At 60.1% G+C, this 26,123-nt stretch carries 24 protein-coding genes, 4 tRNA genes and 1 riboswitch; of the genes, 20 read left to right on the forward strand and 8 right to left on the reverse strand.

Annotation, left to right across the window (positions count from 1 at the left end; translation table 11 throughout):
• Positions 1-105: 105 nt before the first annotated feature.
• The 8 genes from HYE77_RS12385 (at position 106) to astE (ending at position 9,258) form a co-directional block, all read left to right on the forward strand.
• Complete coding sequence (locus HYE77_RS12385) at positions 106-1,086, forward strand: GlxA family transcriptional regulator (RefSeq protein WP_003214334.1); 981 nt, start codon at positions 106-108, stop codon at positions 1,084-1,086.
• Positions 1,087-1,396: 310 nt separating this feature from the next.
• Entirely contained in the window at positions 1,397-2,617 is a 1,221-nt protein-coding gene (locus HYE77_RS12390; RefSeq protein ID WP_177068835.1) for an aspartate aminotransferase family protein, read from the forward strand.
• Positions 2,618-2,862: 245 nt separating this feature from the next.
• Positions 2,863-3,882 (forward strand): arginine/ornithine succinyltransferase subunit alpha, encoded by a 1,020-nt coding sequence (gene aruF, locus HYE77_RS12395; RefSeq protein WP_003214328.1) that lies wholly within the window; start codon positions 2,863-2,865, stop codon positions 3,880-3,882.
• A 49-nt stretch (positions 3,883-3,931) separates the two neighbouring features.
• Positions 3,932-4,957 carry an arginine N-succinyltransferase gene (astA, locus tag HYE77_RS12400; RefSeq protein ID WP_003214325.1) on the forward strand — a complete coding sequence of 342 codons (1,026 nt, stop codon included), beginning with the start codon at positions 3,932-3,934 and terminating at the stop codon, positions 4,955-4,957.
• Positions 4,954-6,423, forward strand: coding sequence for a succinylglutamate-semialdehyde dehydrogenase (astD, locus tag HYE77_RS12405; protein ID WP_177068886.1), 1,470 nt, complete (start codon positions 4,954-4,956; stop codon positions 6,421-6,423). Before astA ends, astD begins: the two co-directional genes overlap by 4 nt.
• Positions 6,424-6,581: 158 nt before the next feature.
• Positions 6,582-7,928, forward strand: a complete 1,347-nt coding sequence (astB, locus tag HYE77_RS12410) for an N-succinylarginine dihydrolase (protein ID WP_177068836.1) — start codon at positions 6,582-6,584, stop codon at positions 7,926-7,928.
• A 23-nt stretch (positions 7,929-7,951) separates the two neighbouring features.
• Entirely contained in the window at positions 7,952-8,242 is a 291-nt protein-coding gene (locus HYE77_RS12415) for a hypothetical protein (protein ID WP_003214319.1), read from the forward strand.
• Between the two features lie 11 nt (positions 8,243-8,253).
• Positions 8,254-9,258 (forward strand): succinylglutamate desuccinylase, encoded by a 1,005-nt coding sequence (astE, locus tag HYE77_RS12420; protein ID WP_003214315.1) that lies wholly within the window; start codon positions 8,254-8,256, stop codon positions 9,256-9,258.
• A gap of 130 nt (positions 9,259-9,388) precedes the next feature.
• On the opposite strand, the gene HYE77_RS12425 is transcribed toward astE, so the two are convergent.
• Complete coding sequence (locus tag HYE77_RS12425; protein WP_003214313.1) at positions 9,389-9,898, reverse strand: 6,7-dimethyl-8-ribityllumazine synthase; 510 nt, start codon at positions 9,896-9,898, stop codon at positions 9,389-9,391.
• A gap of 111 nt (positions 9,899-10,009) precedes the next feature.
• Positions 10,010-10,179: riboswitch (FMN riboswitch) on the reverse strand.
• Between the two features lie 190 nt (positions 10,180-10,369).
• On the opposite strand from HYE77_RS12425, the gene ltaE reads away from it, so the two are divergent.
• From ltaE to mgtE, 8 genes are all read left to right on the forward strand, one after another.
• Positions 10,370-11,374: a low-specificity L-threonine aldolase gene (gene ltaE / locus HYE77_RS12430; RefSeq protein WP_177068837.1), complete on the forward strand. Its 1,005-nt coding sequence runs from the start codon at positions 10,370-10,372 to the stop codon at positions 11,372-11,374.
• A 146-nt stretch (positions 11,375-11,520) separates the two neighbouring features.
• Positions 11,521-14,139 carry an alanine--tRNA ligase gene (gene alaS, locus HYE77_RS12435; protein WP_102606408.1) on the forward strand — a complete coding sequence of 873 codons (2,619 nt, stop codon included), beginning with the start codon at positions 11,521-11,523 and terminating at the stop codon, positions 14,137-14,139.
• A 95-nt stretch (positions 14,140-14,234) separates the two neighbouring features.
• Positions 14,235-15,476, forward strand: a complete 1,242-nt coding sequence (locus tag HYE77_RS12440; protein WP_003214308.1) for an aspartate kinase — start codon at positions 14,235-14,237, stop codon at positions 15,474-15,476.
• Between the two features lie 186 nt (positions 15,477-15,662).
• Complete coding sequence (csrA, locus tag HYE77_RS12445) at positions 15,663-15,851, forward strand: carbon storage regulator CsrA (RefSeq protein ID WP_002554426.1); 189 nt, start codon at positions 15,663-15,665, stop codon at positions 15,849-15,851.
• Between the two features lie 62 nt (positions 15,852-15,913).
• A tRNA-Ser gene (locus tag HYE77_RS12450) sits at positions 15,914-16,004 on the forward strand.
• 108 nt (positions 16,005-16,112) lie between these two features.
• A tRNA-Arg gene (locus HYE77_RS12455) sits at positions 16,113-16,189 on the forward strand.
• A 72-nt stretch (positions 16,190-16,261) separates the two neighbouring features.
• A tRNA-Arg gene (locus HYE77_RS12460) sits at positions 16,262-16,338 on the forward strand.
• A gap of 339 nt (positions 16,339-16,677) precedes the next feature.
• Positions 16,678-18,120 carry a magnesium transporter gene (gene mgtE, locus HYE77_RS12465; RefSeq protein WP_003214265.1) on the forward strand — a complete coding sequence of 481 codons (1,443 nt, stop codon included), beginning with the start codon at positions 16,678-16,680 and terminating at the stop codon, positions 18,118-18,120.
• Between the two features lie 104 nt (positions 18,121-18,224).
• On the opposite strand, the gene HYE77_RS12470 is transcribed toward mgtE, so the two are convergent.
• From HYE77_RS12470 to HYE77_RS12480, 3 genes are all read right to left on the reverse strand, one after another.
• Entirely contained in the window at positions 18,225-18,551 is a 327-nt protein-coding gene (locus HYE77_RS12470; protein WP_003175643.1) for an Arc family DNA-binding protein, read from the reverse strand.
• Between the two features lie 435 nt (positions 18,552-18,986).
• Positions 18,987-19,166, reverse strand: coding sequence for a PA3371 family protein (locus tag HYE77_RS12475; RefSeq protein ID WP_003214263.1), 180 nt, complete (start codon positions 19,164-19,166; stop codon positions 18,987-18,989).
• 20 nt (positions 19,167-19,186) lie between these two features.
• Positions 19,187-19,414 (reverse strand): hypothetical protein, encoded by a 228-nt coding sequence (locus tag HYE77_RS12480; RefSeq protein WP_003214261.1) that lies wholly within the window; start codon positions 19,412-19,414, stop codon positions 19,187-19,189.
• A 336-nt stretch (positions 19,415-19,750) separates the two neighbouring features.
• Between HYE77_RS12480 and HYE77_RS12485 the strand changes: the two genes are divergently transcribed.
• Both HYE77_RS12485 and HYE77_RS12490 read left to right on the forward strand, forming a co-directional pair.
• Positions 19,751-19,827: transfer RNA gene (locus HYE77_RS12485), tRNA-Arg, on the forward strand.
• A gap of 342 nt (positions 19,828-20,169) precedes the next feature.
• Complete coding sequence (locus HYE77_RS12490; RefSeq protein ID WP_102369716.1) at positions 20,170-21,552, forward strand: MFS transporter; 1,383 nt, start codon at positions 20,170-20,172, stop codon at positions 21,550-21,552.
• 60 nt (positions 21,553-21,612) lie between these two features.
• Here HYE77_RS12490 and HYE77_RS12495 read toward each other — a convergent pair whose 3' ends face one another.
• The 4 genes from HYE77_RS12495 to flgA form a co-directional block, all read right to left on the reverse strand.
• Positions 21,613-22,362 (reverse strand): flagellar brake protein, encoded by a 750-nt coding sequence (locus tag HYE77_RS12495; protein WP_087694479.1) that lies wholly within the window; start codon positions 22,360-22,362, stop codon positions 21,613-21,615.
• Positions 22,363-22,457: 95 nt separating this feature from the next.
• A complete protein-coding gene (gene flgN / locus HYE77_RS12500; RefSeq protein WP_003214256.1) occupies positions 22,458-22,925 on the reverse strand; it encodes a flagellar protein FlgN in 468 nt (155 codons plus the stop codon).
• 48 nt (positions 22,926-22,973) lie between these two features.
• The gene (gene flgM, locus HYE77_RS12505) at positions 22,974-23,297 is read right to left on the reverse strand and encodes a flagellar biosynthesis anti-sigma factor FlgM (RefSeq protein WP_003214254.1); all 324 of its coding nucleotides are present in this window, start codon (positions 23,295-23,297) and stop codon (positions 22,974-22,976) included.
• A 142-nt stretch (positions 23,298-23,439) separates the two neighbouring features.
• A complete protein-coding gene (gene flgA / locus HYE77_RS12510; RefSeq protein WP_032899382.1) occupies positions 23,440-24,204 on the reverse strand; it encodes a flagellar basal body P-ring formation chaperone FlgA in 765 nt (254 codons plus the stop codon).
• A gap of 80 nt (positions 24,205-24,284) precedes the next feature.
• Between flgA and HYE77_RS12515 the strand changes: the two genes are divergently transcribed.
• Positions 24,285-25,217, forward strand: coding sequence for a chemotaxis protein CheV (locus tag HYE77_RS12515; RefSeq protein WP_003214250.1), 933 nt, complete (start codon positions 24,285-24,287; stop codon positions 25,215-25,217).
• 43 nt (positions 25,218-25,260) lie between these two features.
• Positions 25,261-26,088: a protein-glutamate O-methyltransferase CheR gene (gene cheR, locus HYE77_RS12520; protein WP_003214248.1), complete on the forward strand. Its 828-nt coding sequence runs from the start codon at positions 25,261-25,263 to the stop codon at positions 26,086-26,088.
• Positions 26,089-26,123 lie beyond the last annotated feature (35 nt).

Below are 26,123 nucleotides of genomic sequence, written 5' to 3' on the forward strand. Positions count from 1 at the left end.
CCGCTCCCACATTTGGATCTTCACCAGCTTTAGAGATTTGTGTTGGTTTACCGGCTAGCATTGGCCTTTGTCTTCATTACTGTTACTCGCTTCGGATAGCACTCCATGACTGCCCATCGAATTGGTTTCCTGATTTGGCCCAGCACTAAAGCACTGACGCTTGCGCTGGCTGAGGAGGCCTTGCGCGTTGCTCAGCGGGTGCATCCGGACGTGGTGTACGAACTCTCGTTTTTGCAGGCCGAACCGCCAATCGACGGCGCCTGGCAACTGCCGGGTGAGCCCTGGGCTGGCAAGCTGGAAGGTTTCCAAAAGCTGTTCCTGCTGGCCGATGAGCCACCGACCGTCATCGCCTCCCAGCTCAGCACCGCCCTCAAGCAACTGGTGCGTGCCGGGTGTGTGATCGGCGGCCTGTCGGCCGGTGTGTATCCGTTGGCCCAGCTCGGTCTGCTCGACGGTTACCGCGCCGCTGTGCACTGGCGCTGGCAGGACGATTTCGCCGAGCGTTTCCCCAAGGTCATCGCCACCAGCCATCTGTTCGACTGGGACCGTGACCGCCTGACCGCCTGCGGTGGCATGTCGGTACTCGACCTGCTGCTGGCAGTGCTGGCCCGTGACCACGGCGCCGAACTGGCCGGGGCAGTCTCGGAAGAACTGGTGGTGGAGCGCATCCGCGAAGGCGGCGAGCGCCAGCGCATTCCGCTGCAAAACCGCCTGGGTTCCAGCCATCCAAAACTGACCCAAGCCGTGTTGCTGATGGAAGCCAACATTGAAGAGCCGCTGACCACCGACGAAATCGCCCAGCATGTGTGCGTGTCCCGACGACAGCTCGAGCGGATCTTCAAGCAATACCTCAATCGCGTCCCCAGCCAGTACTACCTGGAACTGCGCCTGAACAAGGCCCGCCAGATGCTCATGCAAACCAGCAAGTCGATCATCCAGATCGGCCTGTCCTGCGGCTTCTCCTCGGGGCCGCACTTCTCCAGCGCCTACCGCAACTTCTTCGGCGCCACCCCTCGTGAAGACCGCAACCAGCGCCGCAGCAGCAGCCCGTTCGAATTGTCGTCGGTGCCGTCCGAGCGCGGCTAGGCATCAATGCTCGGCCGGCATCTCCAGGCGATGGCGCTGTTCCTGTGCGCGGATGAGATCAACAGCAGACCAAAACGGCCATCGGCGACGGCATTAGATAGTTGTGCCTCGCCGACCGCCCAAAACCGGCTCGGGCGGTTTAAACTGCGCCATTGCGATGCTATTTGTCGCATTGGCGTAAACCCGCGAAAATCGCGGGTTGGCGCTATAAGAAGTTGTCGCTTGGCGGCAAGGCCGCGCTGAAAACTGTCCTTACAATCCCTGCATCGCCCGCCAGTTTCAGGCAGGCGTTCCTCTTCAGGAGACTCCGATGTCCGTTGAGCAAGCCCCGGTGCAACGTGCCGATTTCGACCAGGTCATGGTTCCCAACTACGCACCTGCCGCTTTCATCCCCGTGCGTGGCGCAGGTTCGCGCGTATGGGACCAGGCGGGCCGAGAGCTGATCGACTTTGCCGGCGGCATCGCGGTCAACGTATTGGGCCACGCCCACCCGGCGCTGGTCGGTGCACTGACCGAACAGGCCAACAAGCTGTGGCACGTGTCCAACGTCTTCACCAATGAGCCGGCCCTGCGCCTGGCCCATAAGCTGATCGACGCCACGTTTGCCGAGCGTGTGTTCTTCTGCAACTCCGGCGCCGAAGCCAACGAGGCCGCCTTCAAGTTGGCCCGTCGTGTCGCGTTCGACCGCTTCGGCACCGAGAAATACGAAATCATCGCCGCGCTGAACAGCTTCCACGGCCGTACCCTGTTCACCGTGAACGTGGGTGGCCAGTCGAAGTACTCCGACGGCTTCGGTCCGAAGATTGTCGGCATCACCCACGTGCCTTACAACGATCTGGAGGCGTTGAAAGCCGCCGTCTCGGACAAGACCTGCGCCGTGGTGCTGGAGCCGATCCAGGGCGAAGGCGGCGTGCTGCCGGCAGAACTGTCGTACCTGCAAGGTGCCCGCGACCTGTGCGACGCGAACAACGCGCTGCTGGTGTTCGACGAAGTGCAAACCGGCATGGGCCGCAGCGGCGAGTTGTTCGCCTATCAGCATTACGGCGTCGTGCCGGACATCCTCACCAGCGCCAAGAGCCTGGGCGGCGGTTTCCCGATCGCGGCCATGCTGACTCGCGAAGACCTGGCCAAGCACCTGGTGGTCGGCACCCACGGCACCACCTACGGCGGCAACCCGCTGGCGTGCGCGGTGGCGGAAGCGGTGATCGACGTGATCAACACGCCAGAAGTGCTGGCCGGCGTTAACGCCAAGCACGACTTGTTCGTTTCCCGTCTGGAGAAGATTGGCCAGCAATACGGCATCTTCACCGAAGTGCGTGGCCTGGGCCTGCTGCTCGGTTGCGTGCTGAGCGATGCCTGGAGAGGCAAGGCCAAGGACATCTTCAACGCCGCCGAGCGCGAAGGCTTGATGATCCTGCAAGCCGGCCCGGATGTGGTGCGTTTCGCCCCGAGCCTGGTGGTGGAAGATGCTGATATCCAGGAAGGTCTGGACCGCTTCGAACGTGCGGTGAAAAAGCTGACGCAAGCCTGATAGACCGTTGGGTGCCCGGCGAGTCGGGCGCCCAACACAAATTTTGTATGCCGGACTCTTTAGTTGAAGCTGTGAAGATCAAATGTGGGAGCGGGCTTGCTCGCGAATGCAGTGGCTCAGTCACCTGAAATGTTGAATGACACACCGCTTTCGCGAGCAAGCCCGCTCCCACACTTGACCTCACTGATTTCAAGATCGTGTCCGGCATTTTTTCCTGTGAGTTTTTCGAGTTAAGGAGTGACACCATGCTGGTGATGCGCCCCGCGCAAATGGCTGATCTGGGCGAGGTACAGCGTCTGGCTGCGGACAGCCCGATTGGTGTCACCTCCTTGCCGGATGATGTCGAACGCCTGAGCGACAAGATCGCTGCGAGCGAAGCGTCCTTCGCCGCCGAGGTCAGCTTCAACGGTGAAGAGAGCTATTTCTTCGTCCTGGAAGACACCGACGCCGGCAAGCTGGTGGGCTGTTCGGCCATCGTTGCCTCGGCCGGCTACTCGGAACCGTTCTACAGCTTCCGTAACGAGACCTTCGTGCACGCTTCCCGCGAGCTGAAGATTCACAACAAGATCCACGTGCTCTCGCAGTGCCATGACCTCACCGGCAACAGCCTGCTGACCAGCTTCTACGTGGTGCCGGAACTGGTGGGTTCGCCGTGGTCGGAGCTCAACTCCCGTGGCCGCCTGCTGTTCGTGGCCGGCCACCCGGAGCGCTTCGCCGATTCGGTGGTCACCGAGATTGTGGGCTACAGCGACGAGAACGGTGATTCGCCGTTCTGGGACGCCATCGGCCGCAATTTCTTCGACCTCAACTACGCCGCTGCCGAGCGCCTGTGCGGGTTGAAGAGCCGGACCTTTCTCGCCGAACTGATGCCGCACTATCCGATCTACGTGCCGCTGTTGCCCGACGAAGCCCAGGAAGCCATGGGCCAGGTGCACCCGCGGGCGCAGATCACCTTCGACATCCTGATGCGCGAAGGCTTCGAGACCGACCATTACATCGACATCTTCGACGGCGGCCCAACCCTGCATGCGCGCGTCTCGGGCATTCGCTCGATCGCCCAGAGCCGTGTGGTGCCGGTGAAGATCGGTGAGATGGTCAAGGGTGTCGGCCGCCAGTACCTGGTGAGCAACGGCCAGTTGCAGGATTACCGCGCGGTGATGCTGGAGCTGGACTACGCGCCGGGCAAGCCAGTGACCCTGGACCTGGAAACCGCCGAAGCCCTGGGCGTCGGCGAAGGTGCCAGCGTTCGACTGGTAGCGGTTTAAGAATGAGTTTCGCGGGTGGCTTGCAAGGCGGCCCGTTTGAGGAGATAGCATGATCGTTCGTCCCGTACGCAGCAGCGATTTACCGGCCCTGATTGATCTGGCGCGCAGCACCGGCACCGGCCTCACCACCTTGCCGGCCAACGAAGAGCGCCTGACCCATCGGGTCGGCTGGGCTGAAAAGACCTTTCGCGGCGAAGCCGGGCGCGGTGATGCGGACTACCTGTTTGTGCTGGAAAACGACGAAGGCCGCGTGGTGGGGATTTCCGCCATCGCCGGTGCTGTCGGCCTGCGTGAGCCTTGGTACAACTTCCGGGTCGGCCTGACGGTCAGCGCCTCCCAGGAGCTGAACATCTACCGTGAAATCCCGACGCTGTTTCTGGCCAACGACCTGACCGGCAACTCCGAGCTGTGCTCGTTGTTCCTGCACGCCGATTACCGCAACGGCCTTAACGGCCGCATGCTGGCCAAGGCGCGCATGCTGTTTATCGCGGAATTCCCGCAGCTGTTTGGCAACAAGATCATCGCCGAGATGCGCGGCATGTCCGACGAAGCCGGGCGCTCGCCGTTCTGGGAAAGCCTGGGCCGGCACTTCTTCAAGATGGAATTCAGCCAGGCCGACTACCTCACCGGCGTGGGCAACAAGGCGTTTATCGCCGAGCTGATGCCGAAGTTTCCGCTGTACACCTGCTTCCTGTCTGAGGACGCGCGCAACGTGATCGGCAAGGTCCACACCGACACCGAGCCGGCCCTGAGCATGCTCAAGAGCGAAGGTTTCAGCTACCAGGGCTACGTCGACATCTTCGACGCGGGCCCGGCGGTGGAGTGTGAAACCACCAAGATCCGCGCCGTGCGCGACAGCGAGGCGCTGGTGCTGGCGATTGGTACGCCGGGCGACGACGCCACGCCGTTCCTGATCCATAACCGCAAACGTGAAGATTGCCGCATCACCGCCGCGCCGGCGCGGTTGGCTGCGGGCACCCTGGTGGTCGATCAACAGACCGCCAAGCGCCTGCAACTGATCGCCGGTGATCAAGTGCGTGCCGTACCGTTGTCCGCTGCCCGGGAGTCGAAATAATGAATTCGCTATACATCGCAGGTGAATGGCTGGCTGGCCAGGGTGAAGTGTTTGAGTCGCTGAGCCCGGTGACCCAGCAGGTGGTGTGGTCGGGTAATGGCGCCACCGCCGAGCAGGTCGAGTCCGCCGTCCAGGCTGCCCGCCAGGCGTTTCCGGCCTGGGCCAAGCGTTCGTTGGAAGAGCGCCTGAGCGTGCTGGAAGCCTTCGCCGCCAACCTGAAAAGCCGTGCCGACGAACTCGCCCGCTGCATCGGTGAGGAAACCGGCAAGCCTTTGTGGGAATCGGCGACTGAAGTCACCAGCATGGTCAACAAGGTCGCGATCTCGGTGCAAAGCTACCGCGAGCGTACCGGCGAGAAGAGCGGCCCATTGGGCGACGCCACTGCCGTGTTGCGCCACAAGCCCCACGGTGTGGTGGCGGTGTTTGGCCCCTACAACTTCCCGGGTCACTTGCCTAACGGGCATATCGTGCCGGCCTTGCTGGCGGGTAACACCGTGCTGTTCAAACCGAGTGAGCTGACCCCGAAAGTCGCCGAGCTGACCGTGCAATGCTGGATCGACGCCGGCCTGCCGGCGGGCGTGTTGAACCTGCTGCAAGGCGCGCGGGAAACCGGGATCGCCCTGGCGGCGAATCCGGGCATCGACGGTCTGTTCTTCACCGGCTCCAGCCGCACCGGCAACCATCTGCACCAGCAATTCGCCGGGCGCCCGGACAAGATCCTCGCGCTGGAAATGGGCGGCAACAACCCGCTGGTGGTGGACGAAGTGGCCGATGTGGATGCGGCCGTGTACACCATTATCCAGTCGGCGTTTATCTCCGCTGGCCAGCGTTGCACCTGTGCCCGTCGCCTGCTGGTGCCGGAAGGCGCCTGGGGCGATGCGTTGCTCGCACGCCTGGTGGCGGTGAGCTCGACCATCGAAGTCGGCGCATTTGACCAAACGCCGGCGCCGTTCATGGGCTCGGTGATTTCCCTCGGTGCTGCCAAGGCGTTGATGGATGCCCAGGAATTGCTGTTGGCCAATGGCGCCGTGGCGCTGTTGGAAATGACTCAACCCCAGGCCCAGGCTGCGTTGCTGACGCCGGGGATTATCGATGTGACCGAGGTTACGGAACGCGCTGACGAAGAGCTGTTCGGCCCACTGCTGCAAGTGATCCGCTACGCTGATTTCGAGGCGGCGATTGCCGAGGCCAACAACACTCAATACGGCTTGGCGGCCGGGTTGCTGTCGGATTCCGAGGCGCGTTACCAGCAGTTCTGGCTGGAAAGCCGCGCCGGGATCGTCAACTGGAACAAACAGCTGACGGGTGCTGCGAGCAGCGCGCCATTTGGCGGGGTAGGGGCTTCGGGCAATCATCGCGCCAGCGCCTATTACGCGGCGGACTATTGCGCGTACCCGGTGGCCTCCCTTGAGACCCCGAGCCTGGTGCTACCGGCGACGTTAACCCCGGGTGTGACGCTGATCTAAATGTGGGAGCGGGCTTGCTCGCGAAGGCGGTGTGTCATTCAACATTTCAGGCGACTGAACCACCGCTTTCGCGAGCAAGCCCGCTCCCACACTTGATTTGTGGTGTGTTCAAGTAATTTGATGCCTATAAAAATACAGATGTTCGTGGAGCCTCGCCGATGAAATCCTGTGAAGTCAATTTTGACGGTCTAGTGGGGCCGACCCATAACTACGGCGGCTTGTCCTACGGCAACGTCGCGTCCCAAAGCAACAGCCAGCAGTCCTCCAACCCGAAGGAAGCTGCGCTGCAAGGCTTGGCGAAGATGAAGGCCCTGATGGAAATGGGCTTTGTGCAAGGTGTGCTGGCGCCCCAGGAACGTCCGGATGTGGCCGCCTTGCGCAACCTCGGTTTTGCCGGCACCGACGCACAAGTCATCCAGCAGGCCGCCAAGCAAGCCATGCCGCTGCTGGTTGCCAGTTGCTCGGCGTCGAGCATGTGGGTGGCCAATGCCGCGACCGTCAGCCCGAGCGCCGACACCTTTGACGGCCGCGTGCATTTCACCGCCGCCAACCTCAACTGCAAATACCACCGCAGCATCGAACACCCGACCACCAGCCGCGTGCTGGGGGCGATGTTTGCCGATAGCAAACACTTCGCCCACCACGCCGCGCTGCCGGCCGTGGCGCAGTTCGGTGACGAAGGCGCGGCCAACCACACGCGTTTCTGCCGGGACTATGGCGAGGCGGGCGTAGAGTTTTTCGTGTTCGGCCGCAGCGCGTTCGACACCCGCTACCCGGCGCCGCAAAAGTACCCGGCACGCCAGACCCTTGAAGCTTCCCAGGCGGTCGCGCGCCTGCACGGCCTGCGGGATGACGGCGTGGTCTACGCGCAGCAGAACCCGGCGGTGATCGATGCCGGTGTGTTCCACAACGATGTGATCGCGGTAGGCAATGGCGAGGTGCTGTTCTATCACGAGGACGCGTTCCTCAATACCGATCAGATGCTCGGTGAATTGCAGGGCAAGCTCGGCAAGCTCGGCGGCAATTTCCAGTCGATCTGCGTGCCACGGGCCCAGGTGGGTGTTGAAGACGCGGTGCGTTCCTACCTGTTCAACAGCCAGCTGCTGACCCGCGCCGACGGTTCGATGCTGCTGATCGTGCCGGAAGAATGCCGCGCCAACGAGCGTGTCTGGCAGTACCTGCAAGGCCTGACGTCCTCCGGCGGGCTGATCCACGAAGTCAAAGTCTTCGACCTCAAGCAAAGCATGCAGAACGGCGGTGGCCCGGCGTGCCTACGCTTGCGTGTAGCCTTGAATGAAACCGAACTGGCGGCGGTCAACCCAGGGGTTATCATGACGGCGCCGTTGTACGACACGCTGACCCAATGGGTCGACAAGCACTACCGCGACAGCCTGCGGGAAACCGACCTGGCTGACCCGCAATTGCTGCTTGAGTGCCGGACGGCACTGGATGAACTGACGCAAATCCTTAAACTGGGCTCGGTTTATCCTTTCCAGATCAATTAACGCCGCACGGCTGAGAACTATTTATGACCACCGACACCCTGAAACTGATCCTTGAAGACACCGACGGCACCCAGCTGGAAACCTCCTGCACCCGCGTCGCCGTGGTGTGGCAGGGCAAGGAGATCTGGATCCAGCACGACGGCCGTGGCCAACTGCTGATCGGCGTGGACGTGGAAGAAGGCGACGCGGAATACGCCAACCTGCTGATGCGCCCATTGGCCACCAACCTGATGAGCCTGCAACTGGAAATGGAACCGGCCGACGTTGAAGGTGATGACGACGATCACGTCCACGGTCCTGGCTGCAACCACTAAGGAAGCTGCGTATGCTCGCCCTCGGCAAACTGCTTGAACTGACCCTCGCCGGTCGCGAACCGGCGCAAAAAATTCAACTGACTGTCGACGGCGTGCAACTGCGCTGGCTCAGTGAGGGCGCGCTGGAAGTGCGGCCTCCTGAGGCGCGGGACAACGGCAGCGACGTGCTGCTGTCGTCCGGCATCCATGGCAACGAAACCGCGCCAATCGAATTGGCCGACCGCTTGCTGCAGGGCATCGCCCGTGGGGAGATCAAGCCCCGTACCCGTATCCTGTTCCTGTTCGGCAACCCCGAGGCCATGCGCCGTGGCGAGCGTTACCTCGAACTGGACGTCAACCGGCTGTTCAATGGCCGTCATGAACAAAACATCGGCCCTGAAGCCATGCGCGCCGCCGAGCTTGAGCAGTTGGCCCGCACCTTCTTCAGCGTGCCTGGGCGTAGCCGTTTGCACTACGACCTGCACACCGCCATCCGTGGCTCGAAGATCGAGCAGTTCGCACTGTACCCGTGGAAGGACGGTCGCCAGCATTCACGTCGTGAACTGGCGCGCCTGCGAGCCGCCGGCCTGGAGGCGGTGCTGTTGCAGAACAAGACGTCGATCACCTTCACGGCGTTTACCTATGAGCAGCTGGAGGCCGAGTCCTTCACCCTGGAGTTGGGCAAGGCCCGGCCGTTCGGGCAGAACCAGGGCGTGGACGTATCGCGCCTGGAAACCCGCCTCACGCAGATCATCGAGGGCAACGAGCCGGCCACCGAGAGCCTGGATGGCCTGCAGCTGTTCAGCGTCTCCCGGGAAGTGATCAAGCACAGCGATACCTTCGTCCTGCATTTGCCGGCGGACGTGGAAAACTTTTCGGAGTTGGAGAAGGGTTATCTGCTGGCCGAGGACATTGCCAAGACCCGCTGGGTAATTGAGGAGGAGGGCGCGCGCATCATCTTCCCGAACCCGAAGGTCAAGAATGGCTTGCGAGCAGGGATATTGATTGTGCCGACCACGGATGCCGGCCTGGCCTGAACCCCGAGACCGACTCGGTCAAATGTGGGAGCGGGCTTGCTCGCGAAGGCGGTGTATCAGTCAGACATGTATTGACTGACACTCCGCTTTCGCGAGCAAGCCCGCTCCCACATTTGCTTTGCAGTGTTGCTTAAACCGCGAGAGCCCGTGGCTCATTGCGACGCAGTGCGCGAACCTTGTGCAGGGTGTCGGCGCAGGTGCGTGCCGCTTCCTGGCCCTTGTGCACGAAGTGCTCATAGAAGAACGTATGGTGCTCGCTGCCCGCGTGGAAGTGGTGCGGGGTCAGGGATACCGAGAACACCGGCACTTCGGTTTCCAGCTGGACCTGCATCAGGCCGCTGACCACGGACTGGGCCACGAACTCGTGACGGTAGATCCCGCCGTCCACCACCAGGGCGGCCGCGACGATACCGGCATAACGGCCGGACTTGGCCAGCAGCTTGGCGTGCAGGGGCATTTCAAAGGCGCCGCCGACTTCGAAGAAATCGATGTCCGATTCCTGGTAGCCCTGGGCGATCATTTCGGCGAGGAAACCTTTACGGGATTGGTCGACAATATCCTTGTGCCAGCAGGCCTGGATAAACGCGACGCGCTCGCCGTGATGGTTTTTGCTTTTGCTGTCGATTGCGGTGGGTTGCATGTTCTGACTCCTGTTTAAGAAAAAAACAGGGCGTTATGAATCGAATGGGATTTAAGGGTACGCACAGCGGGCTCATGTGAACATGACGTCAGCGCGGCCCTTAGGTGCCAATCCCGTTCTCTCTTCATCCGGACTATGACCGTCGGCCCCGGGATCACACCGGGTCTGCTGACCTTGTCGCCGTCCTGCCGAGGCAGTTCGAGGCGCCAAGCGCTCGCGGGCTATGCACATTGCGTGCAATTACCGCCGGTGGGGAATTACACCCCGCCCTGAGAACGTTGCCGCCAGAACCCTGGCGGCGGAGAGTTTTTATCATGGTTTTTCAGAAACTGCACGGTTGGTTTATCGATAACCTATATCGGTTTGTTTGGTTGGTATTCGATTGTGCAAGCACGGGGCTTGATATTCCGCGGGTTTGCCCGCAGTAATCGTTAACACAAGAAACGCTCCAATCCGCTAGAGGCTAGTTTGATGAACGTGATTGACCTGCGCAGCGACACAGTGACCCAACCGACCCCTGGCATGCTCGAGGCGATGGCCACGGCCGCCAGCGGCGACGACGTCTACGGCGAGGACCCGAGCGTCAATCGCCTGGAAGCCGAACTGGCCAGGCGCCTGGGTTTTGCCGCCGCGTTGTTCGTGCCCACCGGCACCATGAGCAACCTGCTGGCATTGATGGCGCACTGTGAGCGTGGCGAGGAATACATCGTCGGTCAGCAGGCCCACACCTACAAATACGAAGGCGGCGGCGCGGCGGTTCTCGGCTCGATCCAGCCACAACCCCTGGAAGTGCAGGCCGACGGTTCCCTGAACCTGGAGCACGTGCTGGCGGCGATCAAGCCGGACGACTTCCACTTCGCCCGCACCCGCTTGCTGGCGCTGGAAAACACCATGCAGGGCAAGGTCCTGCCGCTGCAATACCTGGCGGCGGCGCGAGCCTTTACCCGGGAACACGGACTGGCCTTGCACCTGGACGGCGCGCGGCTCTACAACGCGGCGGTCAAGCTGGGTGTGGATGCACGGGAGATCGCCCAGCACTTCGATTCGGTGTCGGTGTGCCTGTCCAAGGGCCTGGGCGCGCCGATCGGCTCGGTGCTGTGCGGCTCCACCGCGTTGATCGCCAAGGCCCGTCGTTTGCGCAAGATGGTCGGTGGCGGCATGCGCCAGGCCGGTTCGCTGGCGGCGGCGGGGCTGTACGCCCTGGATCACCAGGTGCAGCGCCTGGCCGACGACCACGCCAACGCCCAATGGCTAGGGGATGAACTGCGCAAGGCGGGTTATACGGTGGAGCCGGTGCAGACCAACATGGTCTACGTCGACATCGGTGATCGAGCCCAGGCCTTGAAGGTGTTTGCCGCCGAGCGCGGGATCAAGTTGAGCGCGGCGCCGCGCCTGCGCATGGTCACGCACCTGGACGTCAGCCGGGCGCAGATCGAGCAAGTGCTCGCGACATTTGTCGAGTTTTCCCGGAAATGACAGTGCAGACCGTCTAATTGACTGTTTCTATCACATAAACACGCTGTACCACGGGCAAAGGGCCGATATAATGCGGCCCTTTGCCGTCGCTCCGTCTGATGACGTTTAGCACTGGCCTTTGGCCGCAGCCTCCGTGGAAGAACCTAATGAAAAGCGCAGAAATCCGTGAAGCCTTCCTTCGCTTCTTCGAAGAGCAAGGTCACACCCGTGTCGCCTCCAGCTCCTTGATCCCAGGCAATGACCCAACCCTGCTGTTCACCAACGCGGGGATGAACCAGTTCAAGGACTGCTTCCTGGGCCAGGAAAAGCGCGCCTACACCCGCGCCACCAGCAGCCAGAAGTGCGTACGCGCCGGCGGCAAGAACAGCGACCTGGAAAACGTGGGCTACACCGCCCGCCACCACACATTCTTCGAGATGCTGGGTAACTTCAGCTTCGGCGACTATTTCAAGAAAGACGCGATCACCTTTGCCTGGACCTTTCTGACCGGCGTGCTGAAGCTGCCGAAGGAAAAACTCTGGGTGACCGTCTACGCCACCGATGACGAAGCCTACGACATCTGGACCCAGCAAATCGGGGTGCCGGTCGAGCGCATGATTCGCATCGGCGACAACAAGGGCGCGCCTTACGCGTCCGACAACTTCTGGACCATGGGCGATACCGGCCCGTGCGGCCCGTGCACCGAGATTTTCTACGATCACGGCGCCGACATCTGGGGTGGCCCACCGGGCTCGCCGGAAGAAGACGGCGACCGCTACATCGAAATCTGGAACAACGTGTTCATGCAGTTCAACCGCACCGCCGATGGCGTGTTGCATCCGTTGCCAGCGCCGTCGGTGGACACCGGCATGGGCCTGGAGCGGATCAGTGCGGTGATGCAGCACGTTCACTCCAACTACGAGATCGACCTGTTCACCAACCTGCTGAGCGCTTCGGCCGCGGCCATTGGCTGTGCCAACGACAACCAGTCGTCGCTCAAGGTGGTGTCGGATCACATCCGTTCCTGCGGCTTCCTGATCGCCGATGGCGTGCTGCCGTCGAACGAAGGCCGTGGCTATGTGCTGCGCCGCATCATCCGTCGCGCCTGCCGTCACGGTAACAAGCTAGGCGCCACCGGCAGCTTCTTCTACAAGATCGTTGCCGCGCTGGTGGCCGAGATGGGCGATGCCTTCCCGGAACTCAAGCAGCAGCAAGCCAACATCGAGCGCGTGCTCAAGGCTGAAGAAGAGCAGTTCTCCAAGACCCTGGAGCACGGCCTGAAGATCCTCGAGCAGGACCTGGCGGAGCTCAAGGGCACCGTGGTGCCGGGCGACGTCGTGTTCAAGCTGTACGACACCTACGGTTTCCCGATGGACCTGACCGCCGACATCGCCCGCGAACGCGAGCTGACCATCGACGAGGCCGGGTTTGAGCGTGAGATGGAAGCCCAGCGCGTCCGTGCCCGTTCCGCCAGCTCCTTTGGCCTGGACTACAACACCCTGGTAAAGGTTGATGTGGCGACTTCGTTCATTGGTTACGAAGCCACCGTTGGCTCGGCCAAGATCGTGGCTATCTATAAGGATGGCAAGTCGGTCGACGTGCTGAACGAAGGTGACGAGGGCGTTGTGGTCCTCGACCAGACCCCGTTCTACGCTGAATCCGGTGGCCAGGTTGGCGACTGTGGTTTCCTGAGCTCCACCTCCGGTCGTTTTGAAGTGCGCGACACCACCAAGACCGGCGGTGCGTTTCTGCATCACGGCGTGCTGGTGCTGGGCAACCTGACCGTCGGCGCCCCGGTGGACACTCAGGTAGATGCCGACGTACGGCATGCAACTGCCTTGAACCATTCTGCCACTCACTTGCTGCACGCTGCGTTGCGTCAGGTGCTGGGTGAGCATGTGCAACAGAAGGGTTCGTTGGTCGATAGCCAGCGCCTGCGTTTTGACTTCAGTCATTTCGAGGCGATCAAGCCTGAGCAGTTGAAGGCCCTGGAAGACATCGTCAACGCCGAGATTCGCAAGAACACCCCGGTGGAAACCGAAGAAACCGATATCGAGAGCGCCAGGAAGAAAGGCGCCATGGCGCTGTTTGGCGAGAAGTACGGCGACGAAGTGCGCGTATTGAGCATGGGCGGCAGCTTCTCGGTGGAGCTGTGTGGTGGTATTCACGCCAGCCGTACCGGCGACATCGGCCTGCTGAAAATCATCAGCGAAGGCGGCGTGGCTTCCGGCGTACGTCGTATTGAAGCGATCACCGGTGCTGCGGCCCTGGCCTACCTCAATGCGGCAGAAGAACAACTCAAGGAAGCGGCCGGCCTGGTCAAGGGCAGCCGCGACAACCTGATCGACAAGCTCTCCGGCGTACTGGAGCGCAACCGTCAGCTGGAGAAACAGCTGGAGCAGTTGCAGGCCAAGGCGGCCAGCGCGGCGGGCGACGATCTGTCGGCTTCCGCCCTGGACGTCAAGGGTGTGAAAGTGCTGGCCGTACGCCTGGACGGTCAGGACGGCAAGGCGCTGTTGGCCTTGGTCGATCAGTTGAAGAACAAGCTCGGCCGCGCAGTGATCCTGCTCGGCAGTGTCCATGAGGAAAAGGTCGTTCTGGTTGCCGGTGTAACCAAAGACCTGACTGGCCAACTCAAGGCCGGTGATTTGATGAAGCAAGCCGCCGCGGCAGTGGGCGGGAAGGGCGGTGGTCGTCCGGACATGGCGCAAGGCGGTGGTGTTGACGCCGGCGCCCTGGACGCGGCCCTGGCCCTGACCGTGCCGTTTGTCGAGGCAGGTATTTAAGACGCTGTTAATGAGCTCGTGGTCTAGTCGCGGGCTCAGTCAGTGCTGGTTGATTGAATAACAGGCGCCCCTTTACGGGCTGAGGCGGCTTAGAAATGGCTTTGATCGTACAGAAATTTGGAGGCACCTCGGTCGGCTCTGTCGAAAGAATCGAGCAGGTCGCCGACAAGGTTAAGAAATTCCGCGATGCCGGCGATGACCTGGTGGTGGTGCTGTCGGCCATGAGCGGCGAGACCAATCGCCTGATCGATCTGGCCAAGCAAATCAGTGGCGATCAGCAACCGGTTCCCCGTGAACTGGACGTGATCATTTCCACCGGTGAGCAGGTGACCATCGCATTGCTGGCCATGGCGCTGAACAAGCGTGGTGTGCCGGCGGTGTCCTACACTGGCAACCAGGTCCGCATTCTTACGGATAGCGCGCACACTAAAGCCCGCATCCTGCAGATTGATGACCAGAAGATTCGCGCTGACCTGAAAGCCGGTCGTGTGGTAGTTGTCGCCGGTTTCCAGGGCGTCGACGAGCACGGCAACATCACCACCCTCGGTCGTGGCGGTTCCGACACCACTGGCGTGGCCCTGGCGGCAGCCCTGAAGGCTGACGAATGCCAGATCTACACCGATGTGGATGGCGTCTACACCACTGACCCCCGGGTCGTGTCCGTGGCTCAGCGCCTGGACAAGATCACCTTCGAAGAGATGCTGGAAATGGCCAGCCTCGGTTCCAAGGTGTTGCAGATCCGTGCCGTTGAGTTCGCCGGCAAATACAACGTTCCGCTGCGCGTACTGCACAGCTTCAAGGAGGGTCCGGGCACCCTCATTACTATTGATGAAGAGGAATCCATGGAACAGCCGATCATTTCCGGTATCGCTTTCAACCGTGATGAAGCCAAGCTGACTATCCGTGGCGTGCCAGACACCCCGGGCGTGGCTTTCAAGATCCTGGGCCCGATCAGTGGCGCGAACATCGAAGTCGACATGATCGTGCAGAACGTCTCGCACGATAACACCACCGATTTCACCTTCACCGTGCACCGCAACGAGTACGATGCGGCGGAGCGGATCCTGCAGAACACTGCGAAGGAAATCGGCGCCCGTGAAGTGGTCGGCGATACGAAGATTGCCAAGGTGTCGATCGTGGGCGTGGGCATGCGTTCCCATGCGGGCGTTGCCAGCCGCATGTTCGAAGCCCTGGCCAAGGAAAGCATCAACATCCAGATGATCTCCACATCGGAAATCAAGGTGTCGGTGGTGATCGAAGAGAAGTACCTGGAACTGGCTGTACGCGCACTGCATACCGCTTTTGAGCTGGACGCTCCGGCCCGACAGGGCGAGTGATGCGTTGCCAGGAAGGCGCGGTTATCCGCGCCTTTCATTTTTTTGCCGGACGCGTGATGAAGACCTGTTCTTTTACCTGCGCTCGACAATACTTAGGCGTGTAGGGCTATGGCCATTTGGTTGTAGGTCGAATGCCTTTTTTTTGCAGACTGTTGTTCCCGAAATGAAATGCGTGAGGAGAAAGGTATGCTGATTCTGACTCGTCGATGCGCAGAAAGCCTGATTATTGGTGATGGCGAAATCACCGTGACCGTGCTCGGCGTCAAAGGCAATCAAGTGCGTATCGGGGTTAACGCTCCGAAAGAGGTGGCTGTCCACCGCGAGGAAATCTACCTGCGGATCAAGAAAGAGAAGGACGAAGAACCAAGCCATTAATTTTTATCGTTTTTTATGTTTGCAAACGGGGATGAAGCTGGTTAATATACGCCCCGTGTTGCGGAGAGCTGGCCGAGTGGCCGAAGGCGCTCCCCTGCTAAGGGAGTACACCTCAAAAGGGTGTCGGGGGTTCGAATCCCCCGTTCTCCGCCATTATTTGCTTAGTACGTTGCAATCTGGTTTTTTCGCTAAGTTGTTGAAGCTAAACGAAAAAATAGCTTTACATAGAGATTGAACGGCCTATAATGCGCGGCAACAAATGCACTCGTAGCTCAGCTGGATAGAGTACTCGGCTACGAACCGAGCGGTCACAGGTTCGAATCCTGTCGAGTGCACCATTTAAGAGTTAGTTGCAGCAATGCAGGTAGCTTGGCTTCAACCAGTTGTGATCTGGTCTAAAAACACAATCTGCACTCGTAGCTCAGCTGGATAGAGTACTCGGCTACGAACCGAGCGGTCACAGGTTCGAATCCTGTCGAGTGCACCAAACAACAAAAAGCCCGCCTAGTGCGGGCTTTTTGCCGTCTGGGGTTTTTATTTCCCGGGGCGCCTTTTTCTCCCGCCCATGTGTTTTCCTTTCAAGCTGCGTCGTCGCAGTTCATATGTGTGGCCAATGCTCAGCTTTGTGTCGCAAGCGCTTGTTCTTTCCAGTTTTTTGACGTTAAACGCGGCCGCCCGGTGTATCATTGCGCCCGTCAGCCCCGCCGGGGCTTGTGGAACACCTCCATGGACTTACCCAGTAGTTACTCAGTACCCCGTTTTACCAATCATGAATTGACTGATTGATCCTTCCGGCGTGCCCCGCTGCTGGGAGTGGAGTTCGCCTATGACCGAAGTTGAAGTAAAGAAAACACAAGAAAGCCTGCAGGATCGCCTGGCTCAAGTCGTCGAGCTGCTGCAGCGCCAGCGCGTGGTCGAAGACCTGACGCATCGCCAGGAAGGCGCGAACAACGACCGGGTCGAGAACCTGGTCCACCGGCAAAACCTTGTCGAGTTGCAACGCAAGCTCGATGACCTGCACTCCGCCGACGTTGCCTACATCCTCGAAGCCTTGCCGCTGAATGACCGCCTGACCCTTTGGCAGTTGGTCAAGGCTGACCGCGACGGCGACATCCTCCTCGAAGTATCCGACTCGGTCCGTGAAACCCTGATCGCCGACATGGACGATCACGAGCTCCTGGCGGCCGCCAAGGACATGGATGCCGACGAACTCGCTGACCTGGCTTCCGAGCTGCCGCGTGACGTCGTCCATGAGCTGATGGAAACCCTCGATGGCCAGCAGCGCGAGCGTGTGCGCTCGGCGTTGTCCTACGACGAGGAGCAGGTCGGTGCGTTGATGGACTTCGAGATGGTCACCATCCGCGAAGACGTCAGCCTGGAAGTGGTTCTGCGCTACCTGCGCCGGTTGAAAGAGCTGCCAGGCCACACCGACAAGCTGTTCGTGGTCGACTACGAAGGGATCCTCAAGGGCGTACTGCCGATCAAGCGCCTGCTGGTCAATGATCCGGACAAGAAAGTCGCGGACGTCATGGCCAGTGACCCGGTGAGTTTCCATCCTGACGAAGACGCTTACGACGCGGCCCAGGCGTTTGAGCGTTATGACTTGATCTCGGCCCCGGTGGTCGACAAGAACGGCAAGCTGATCGGCCGTCTGACCATCGATGAAATGGTCGACCTGATTCGTGAGGAGAGCGAAAGCGAAGTCCTCAACATGGCCGGTCTGCGGGAAGAAGAGGATATTTTTGCGTCGGTCTGGAAGTCCCTGCGTAACCGCTGGGCCTGGCTGGCGGTGAATTTGATTACCGCGTTTATTGCTTCACGGGTGATCGGCCTGTTTGAAGGCTCCATCGAGAAGCTCGTGGCCCTGGCTGCGCTGATGCCGATTGTGGCGGGTATTGGCGGTAACTCGGGTAACCAGACCATCACCATGATCGTCCGCGCCATGGCGCTGGATCAGGTGGGGACCGGGCATGGCAAGCGTTTGATGCGCAAGGAGCTTGCGGTCGCGCTGATCAACGGCCTGGTGTGGGGCGGTGTCATCGGTATCGTGGCGTACCTGCTGTATGGCAGCTGGTCGCTCGGCGTGGTCATGACGGCGGCCATGACGCTTAACCTGCTGCTGGCAGCGTTGATGGGGGTTCTGATTCCAATGACCCTGGTGCGCCTTGGACGAGACCCGGCGATGGGCGCCAGTGTGATGATCACGGCCATGACCGACAGTGGCGGCTTCTTCATCTTCCTGGGCCTGGCAACCATCTTCCTGCTTTGATCCCTTCCATGGATCGGGGGCATTTGCCCCTTGATCCTTTCCTGACCAAATCCCGGGCAAAAAAAAAGCCAGCGCATGGCTGGCTTTCAGCTTTCAGTTGCCAATCAGTTGGCTTCTGCAGCTGCCTCAACGTCGTGGGCGATCAGCGAGACGAGAGCATTTTGCTGGCGGTGGGAGAGCTGACGAAAACGCTGCAGCAGTTCGCGTTCGTGCAGTGACAGCTCGGGGCTGTCCAGGCGCATGCTCAGCTCGTCGCCCAGCGCACCTTCCTGAATCAGGCTTTGTTCCAGGCGTGCGATGATTTCAGAGTTCATGCTGCGGTGATGATTGCGAGCCACCTCGGCAATGCGTTCCCGCATTCCGTCTGGCAGACGTACGACGAACTTGTCAGCCGTACGGCTGGAATAAATTGCCTGTTTCAATGGGCGCATATATTTAACCGGTTAGTTCAGGGGAGCGGTTTTTGGAATTGGCCGCAAGATGCATGTTAGGACAAGGTTTGCTGCCAAATGTTCAACCTGAATTGCAAAGAGGCCGCATCATGCCTCAGATTTGCCAGTTCCTTGGCGTCAATTCTGTGACAAATATTGAACCGGCTACCGGCTTTATGCCAGTACTCATTTCAAAATTTGCGGACTGGTTGGAAAACTTTCCGCGGACGCACCCAAATGAGTGTTGAGCCCGCAGACCCTGGGCGCAAAAGGCTTTTCGGGCGCACATCCTATAGCAATATGGCCTTTTGCCCTTAACTTTAAGATTAGTGGCAAATTGCCAATTTACGAATGCGGAGCGACATATGGTCGGCTGTCCGGACGGACGAGCCGAGGCGTGGCAGCGATTTTAGCGAGGGCGACGAGCGGGGGGATTCAGCGCAGTACGGGATCGAATTTGATGCGGCGACCAATGAAGACTGCCAAGACCCACAGGCTGCCAAACACGCCGGCGGCGACGAAGGAGACTGTCTGTACGTCTTGCGACAATACGTTCAGGCCGAGGCCGGCGGCGGCCAGTGCCAGGGTCAGAAACAGCCAGGCGGACTTGTTCATGGAATGCTCCGGTAAGCGGTTCAGAAAACCCAGTGTTCAGTGGCAGGAGCAGCTTGAGTGCCCTGGGTCAGTTGCAGTGGGGATTGCATGTTCGGCTTCATGACAGCCAGTTGCGGACGCTGCTGCAGGTGGTGGGGAATCGCCTGGCTGACCTGCGCGGCGTCGTCGGAAGTGGTGGACTGAAAATGGAACATCACCAGCGCAGCCAGTGCAACGGTATTGAGGGCTAGTAGAAGTGCGCTGTTCATGTGCATGTTCTCCGCAGATGGCTGGGCCGGACTGTATTTGTAGGATAAAGGATTGCAGGTGTCGTGCCAGTCTTTAATTGACAATAAATCCTTTAAAATCAAACATTTATATAGTGTTCAGATTGTCATGCTGTTGCAATTTGCAATGATGGCATTTTGGGGGAGTGCATTTTGCACGATGGTCCGAACCGTCCGTAATCGTTGAGCGGAATACCACCGGCTGTCACTGGCATGGGCCTACACTCAAAAAGCCAACGGACGACATGACAAAATTCACCTGCGCCGTTAACATGCACGCCGTCCGTCGCCGTGCCCATCGCCGGTTGGCTGTCATTAGTCCCAGTAGCTCAATTGGATAGAGCATCCCCCTCCTAAGGGGAAGGTTGGCCGTTCGAACCGGCCCTGGGACACCACTTCACCGTTGCTGCCCATGCGGCCTCGACGTCCGCAAGCCCCGATCAGATTTATCTGGCGGGGCTTTTTTGTGGCCGGGCGTTTGAGTGCGGCAGTCTTTTCAAACACCAACCGAACCTTGCCCGCGTTTGAGGTTCACACGGGAGGCAAGAGCGGGGCGGCGCAAGTATTCGTCTGCATCCTGTACCTCGCGGGTGACTGGCGAGCGTCTGACACGTAGCCAATTGGCATGAGCAAAATATTCCCCGGCAACCGCATGTTTTGGCTGTCCGGACCCGACGACGCGGGACTATCATTCCGGTAGTCCTGACACCCACAGCAAGGAGCCGCTCGGAACGCCGATGCGCCAGATCTGGAAACCTTTTCGAGCCCTTTATTTTGCTTCCCTGATGATGCTGATCGGCTCTGGCCTGCTCAGTACTTACCTGGCCTTGCGCCTGGCGGCAGATCACGTCGACAGCCTGTGGGTCGGTGCGTTGATGGCCGCCAACTATTTTGGCCTGGTGTTGGGGGGCAAGATAGGTCACCGCCTGATTGGCCGCGTCGGGCATATCCGGGCCTACGCCACCTGTGCCGGGATCGTCGGCGCGGCGGTGTTGGGCCACGGGCTGATCAACTGGCTGCCAGCCTGGATTGTGCTGCGGATGATTGTCGGCCTGGGCATGATGTGCCAGTACATGGTCATCGAGAGCTGGCTTAACGAACAAGCTGAAGCCAAGCAACGCGGTGCGGTGTTCAGCGGCTATATGATCGCCTCGTACCTGGGCCTGGTGCTGGGCCAGTTGATCCTTGTGATGCACCCGCAGTTGGGGCTTGAGTTGCTGATGCTGGTCGCGCTGTGTTTTGCGCTGTGCCTGGTGCCGGTGGCCATGACTCGCCGCATTCACCCGGCGCCGCTGCATCCGGCGCCGATGGAGCCGCGCTTCTTTATCAAGCGGGTGCCGCAGTCCCTCAGTACGGTGTTGGGGGCCGGGCTGATCGTCGGCTCGTTCTACGGTTTGGCGCCGCTGTACGCGTCTCAGCAAGGGCTGACCACCGAGCAGGTCGGCCTGTTCATGGGTAGCTGCATTTTCGCCGGGCTGCTGGTGCAGTGGCCGTTGGGCTGGCTTTCCGATCGATATGACCGCGCGCTGTTGATTCGCTGTTTCGCCTTGTGCCTGGCGGTGGCCGCGTTGCCGTTGGCGATCATGACCCAGGTACCACTGGAAGTGCTGTTCGTCGCGGGCTTTCTCTGTTCCCTGGTGCAGTTCTGCCTGTACCCGCTGGCTGTGGCGTTTTCCAACGACCACGTCGAGGGTGATCGCCGGGTGTCGCTCACTGCGATGTTGCTGGTGACCTACGGCATCGGCGCCAGTGTCGGCCCGCTGTTGGCCGGTGTGGTGATGAAGCTGTTCGGCAGCCATATGCTGTATGCGTTTTTCAGCGTGTGCGCATTGATCCTGGTGTGGCGCATCCGGCCCAAGGCGGTCACCAACCTGCATCAGGTGGACGACGCACCGCTGCATCACGTGGCGATGCCCGACAGCATGTCCAGCTCGCCCCTGGTAGCGTGCCTCGATCCGCGAGTGGACGAACAGGTGGTGCAGGACCAGATGCAGACCGCCGTTGTGGATCCCGAGCCAGTAGTCGATCCCGAGCTGGATCAGCCGGAGCCTGTCACCGAGCCACCAGAGCATCCGGACCCGGATGATCACCCCCACGACTTGAGCAGGGCGCGCCCCTGAAAGCAAAAACGGGCAGCCCCCTTGAGGGACTGCCCGTTTTTTTGTCGCGACCTTTATTGTTTAAAGGTCGTCGTCCTTGTCAAACCGGCGCGCTTCACGCTGCAGTTGATACACAAACCGCTCGACCTGGCGCTGCACCAGCCCGCTCATGTTATGAAAACGTAGGCCGGCGAAGGTGGTGTTGATCCTTTCTTCGAAGTGCAGGTAACGCAGTTCTACCGAGGTGGTCATGCTGCCAAAGGGTAGCGCGGCGATAAATCGGTCGTAGACCTGGCCCAGTTGCAGGCGCTCGGAAATATCCCCTTCGAAGCGCAATTTGCAGCCGGTGGCGGAAATATCCAGCAACTTGCCGCTGATGGGGGCCTTGAGTTTGTCGCCGCCCAGTTCGACGCTCACCAGTTGCGCCAGCTTCAGCGCCGCGCGGAAGGCGTTGCGACGCTGATGGTAAATCACCTCGCCAGGCATGCTGCCGCGGTAAATACGGTGGCCGCCGGCTTCATCGAGGGTCAGGGTGCCGTTGCTTTCCCAGGCTACCCGCACCCCCTCGTGAAAACCTTCGATCCGGAAAGCTTCGCCATTCTCGAGGTAGCGTTCGCCGTCGCGCGGGACCATTTCGTCCAGGGCCAGTGTCTTGCTGTCCCGGTCGATTTCCACCAGGTAGCTTTGAAACCGCTGGTTGCGTTCATGGAAGGTGATGATCAGCGGATCATGGCTTTCTTGCAGCATCCGCAAGGTGCCAGCGATTTCCAGCGGCGTGGTGAGTACCTTGGGTGGCTGCGGAGCATCTTCCGCGTTAAGGGCGTTGAACACGGTTCTTCCATCTCCAGACAAAATACGACTACACGCAAGTGCTGTCATTTTGCCAGTATGTGGCGCGACTTGGATAGGGCGCGCTCAAACTGGTTTCAGGCTTGGCTGCGGGTGCTTGGCTTGGCCAGGCGTGAGGTGGAGCCTTGAGCGTTGTAGAGAGCCGGAGGCTCGCCGCCGTGGAGGATACGCAACTGATTGGCGGTCGTGGCTTGCTGAAGCTGGATGGCCTGGCCGTTGAGGAGGTTGGTTTCCTGGCACAGGGTCAGCAACTGGTTGAGTTCTTTGCTCTGGGCCAGCAACTGGTCGCCCACCGTGGAGTGGCTGGCGAGTTGTTCCAGGCCCTTGTGGTCGGCCGTGAGGCCCAGGCTGATCAGAATCTGGCTGCGCTTCTTGCCGTGCTGTTCCAGCAGGACGATCAGCGATTGCTTGCGCGCCAGGATTTCTTCCAGCATGCGCATGTCCCGGCCGTACAGGGCCAGTGATTCTTCTCGAAGGAGCTCCAGCAGCTGCTGTGCGGGAGGCAGGTCTTCAATGATCAGTTGTAGCAAGTTTTCGTCGTGCATGGCTGGCCTTGGGGTTTAAGCGTCCAAAAGCCTGGCGCAGGCCTTTGCCTAGCGCTCGGCTTCGAAGTTAAGCAGTTTGCTGGCTACACGGTTGCTGTCGACCTTATAGCTGCCATCGGCAATCGCCTGTTTCAATTCGGCCACACGGGCTTTATTGACAACTGGCTGATCGCTCAGCGAGTCAGTGACCTTCTGCAACTGTTGAGCCTCATTGCTCAGGTGTACCGATTCCCCGCTTTGGCTCGCACCGGCCTGTTCTGTCTTGGCAGGCAGAGGCTGGGACTTGGCTTCAACGCTGTCTTTGGCACCGTTGGTGCGCGAAGAACCGGGCGTTGGCAGGGCGTTATTCAAACGACTGAAATCGATGACCATGTTAAAAAAACCTCTGGGTATTTGGACGCTTGCCATGTTTTCGGCCATACCCGGACAAACTTTAGGCTCGATTGACAATAAACCTATGCGCGATGCCGCTTTGCGCACAGTGTAGGAAAAGCTGGCGTCCGATGCCAGTGATCTATAAAGCCACCTCAACCTGCCCCGGCGCAGTCACCCGGGCCTTGATCACGCGGTTGGAATTCAGGTTCTTGACGCGAATCTGTTCACTCATGCCGCCGTTGGACAGGGCTTCCCCCGGCATTTTTACATTCAGGCCACCGCTGCTGGCGGAAATCACCACCTGGTCACCTTTGCGCACGACTTCGGCCTGCTCGAGATGGACCAGGGTAATCACCTGGTCGGCGACCATTGGTCGGGTAAGTTTCTGCCCGAGTGCCTGGTCAAGGGACGTGAGGTAGCTCTGGGTGATCATGCTGATGTCGCGCTCGCGCATCGCGACGTCATCATAACCAATGATTCCGGTACGTTTCAGCGGGCGCGTCACCACCACCACTTCGCGAAACAGTTTGACCTGGGCGGGCACGAACACCGTCCAGGGCGAGGCGCCTTCGCAGCGCACTTTCACGGTCACGCGCCCGATGGGCTGGGCGGGGCTTTCCAGGGAGGCTGTCAATTCTCTGTCGCACATGGGCATGCGCAGGCGCGGATCGAGCTGGTTGACCTGGATTTCGTAGCGGCCCGGTGTCTGCGTCGTGGCCAGATAATCTTCTACAGTGAACTCAAGAAAGCCTTGAGTGACGCCGATAAGCAGATCAGGCAAGGTGACGTTATCGGCGCGGGCCGGCTGGCCCGTAGCCAAGGCAAGCAACGCCATCGAGACGCAGAGCAATCTGCGGTACTGTGGGGATCGGAGGCGTCGGGAAACTGTCGTTTTGATGTCCATGGCCAATAAAAAAGCAAAGCTCGTGCCGTTTAGTGTTGGGTACGCGTCGTACCCCTAAGTTTTAGCGTAGGAGTCTGGGCATGGCCGGTGTAATGGATTCAGTGAACCAGCGCACACAGCTGGTGGGGCAGAATCGCCTGGAGTTGCTGTTGTTCCGTCTGGACGGCAAGCAGCTGTACGGGATTAATGTCTTCAAGGTTCGCGAAGTGCTGCAGTGTCCCAAGCTGACAATAATGCCCAAGTCCAGCCCGGTGGTTTGCGGTGTGGCCAACATTCGTGGCGCGACCATCCCGATTCTTGACCTGGCAATGGCCACCGGTTCGGCGGGGTTGCAGGACCGCGAGAGCCCATTCGTGATCATTACCGAGTACAACACCAAGACCCAGGGTTTCCTGGTGCGCTCGGTGGAGCGCATCGTCAACATGAACTGGGAAGAGATCCATCCGCCGCCCAAGGGCACCGGTCGCGATCACTACCTCACGGCGGTGACGCGGGTCGACAACCAGTTGGTGGAAATCATCGACGTGGAGAAAATCCTCGCCGAAGTGGCCCCGACCTCCGAGGCGATATCGGTGGGCGTGGTAGACGCCGAAACCGCGCACAAGGCGATCTCGCTGCGGGTGCTGACGGTGGACGACTCTTCGGTCGCGCGCAAGCAGGTGTCCCGTTGCCTGCAGACCGTTGGGGTCGAAGTGGTCGCGCTCAATGACGGTCGCCAGGCCCTGGATTACCTGCGCAAGCTGGTGGATGAGGGCAAGAAGCCGGAAGAAGAATTCCTGATGATGATCTCCGACATCGAGATGCCGGAAATGGACGGCTACACCCTCACGGCCGAGATACGCAACGACCCACGCATGCAAAAACTACATATCATCCTGCATACTTCGTTGTCGGGTGTATTCAATCAGGCGATGGTCAAGAAGGTCGGTGCCGATGACTTCCTGGCCAAATTCCGCCCTGATGACCTGGCATCCCGGGTAGTCGACCGGATCAAGGCAGCAGATCACGGCTAGGGGCCTTTTCCCTGGCGGTCACACGATTTAAGAGGCGGTATCATTGTCTACGGGTAATTTGGATTTCGAACAGTTCCGGGTCTTCCTGGAAAAGGCCTGTGGCATATTGCTCGGTGAAAACAAGCAGTACCTGGTATCCAGCCGTCTCAACAAACTGATGGAGCAGCAAGGCATCAAGTCCCTCGGGGAGTTGGTGCAACGGATCCAGGGCCAGCCACGCAGCGGGCTCAAGGAGATGGTGGTCGACGCCATGACCACCAACGAAACCTTGTGGTTTCGCGATACCTATCCGTTTGAAGTGCTCAAGAACAAGGTGCTGCCCGAGGCGATCAAGGCCGCTCCCGGCCAGCGCCTGCGCATCTGGTCGGCCGCCTGTTCGTCGGGACAGGAACCGTATTCGATTTCGATGGCCATCGATGAGTTCGAGCGGACCAACATGGGCCAGTTGAAGGCCGGGGCGCAAATCGTGGCCACGGATTTGTCCGGCACCATGCTCACCAACTGCAAGACCGGCGAGTACGACAGCCTGGCGCTGGGGCGCGGGTTGTCCCAGGAGCGCTTGCAGCGTTTCTTCGATCCCAAGGGAGCAGGGCGTTGGGCGGTCAAGGCGCCGATCAAGAGCCGGGTGGAGTTTCGTTCGTTCAACCTGCTGGACAGTTATGCCAGCCTGGGCAAGTTCGACATGGTGTTTTGCCGCAACGTGCTGATCTACTTCTCGGCCGAGGTGAAGAAAGACATTCTGTTGCGCATCCACGGCACCCTCAAGCGTGGCGGTTATCTGTTCCTGGGGGCTTCCGAGGCGCTGAACGGTTTGCCGGATCATTACCAGATGGTGCAGTGCAGTCCTGGAATCATTTACCAGGCCAAGTGATGAGTGCTTGGACAAAAAGGGAGGCCTGCACAGGC

It is taken from the genome of Pseudomonas sp. IPO3774 (genome assembly GCF_013386835.1).
GTDB lineage: Bacteria > Pseudomonadota > Gammaproteobacteria > Pseudomonadales > Pseudomonadaceae > Aquipseudomonas.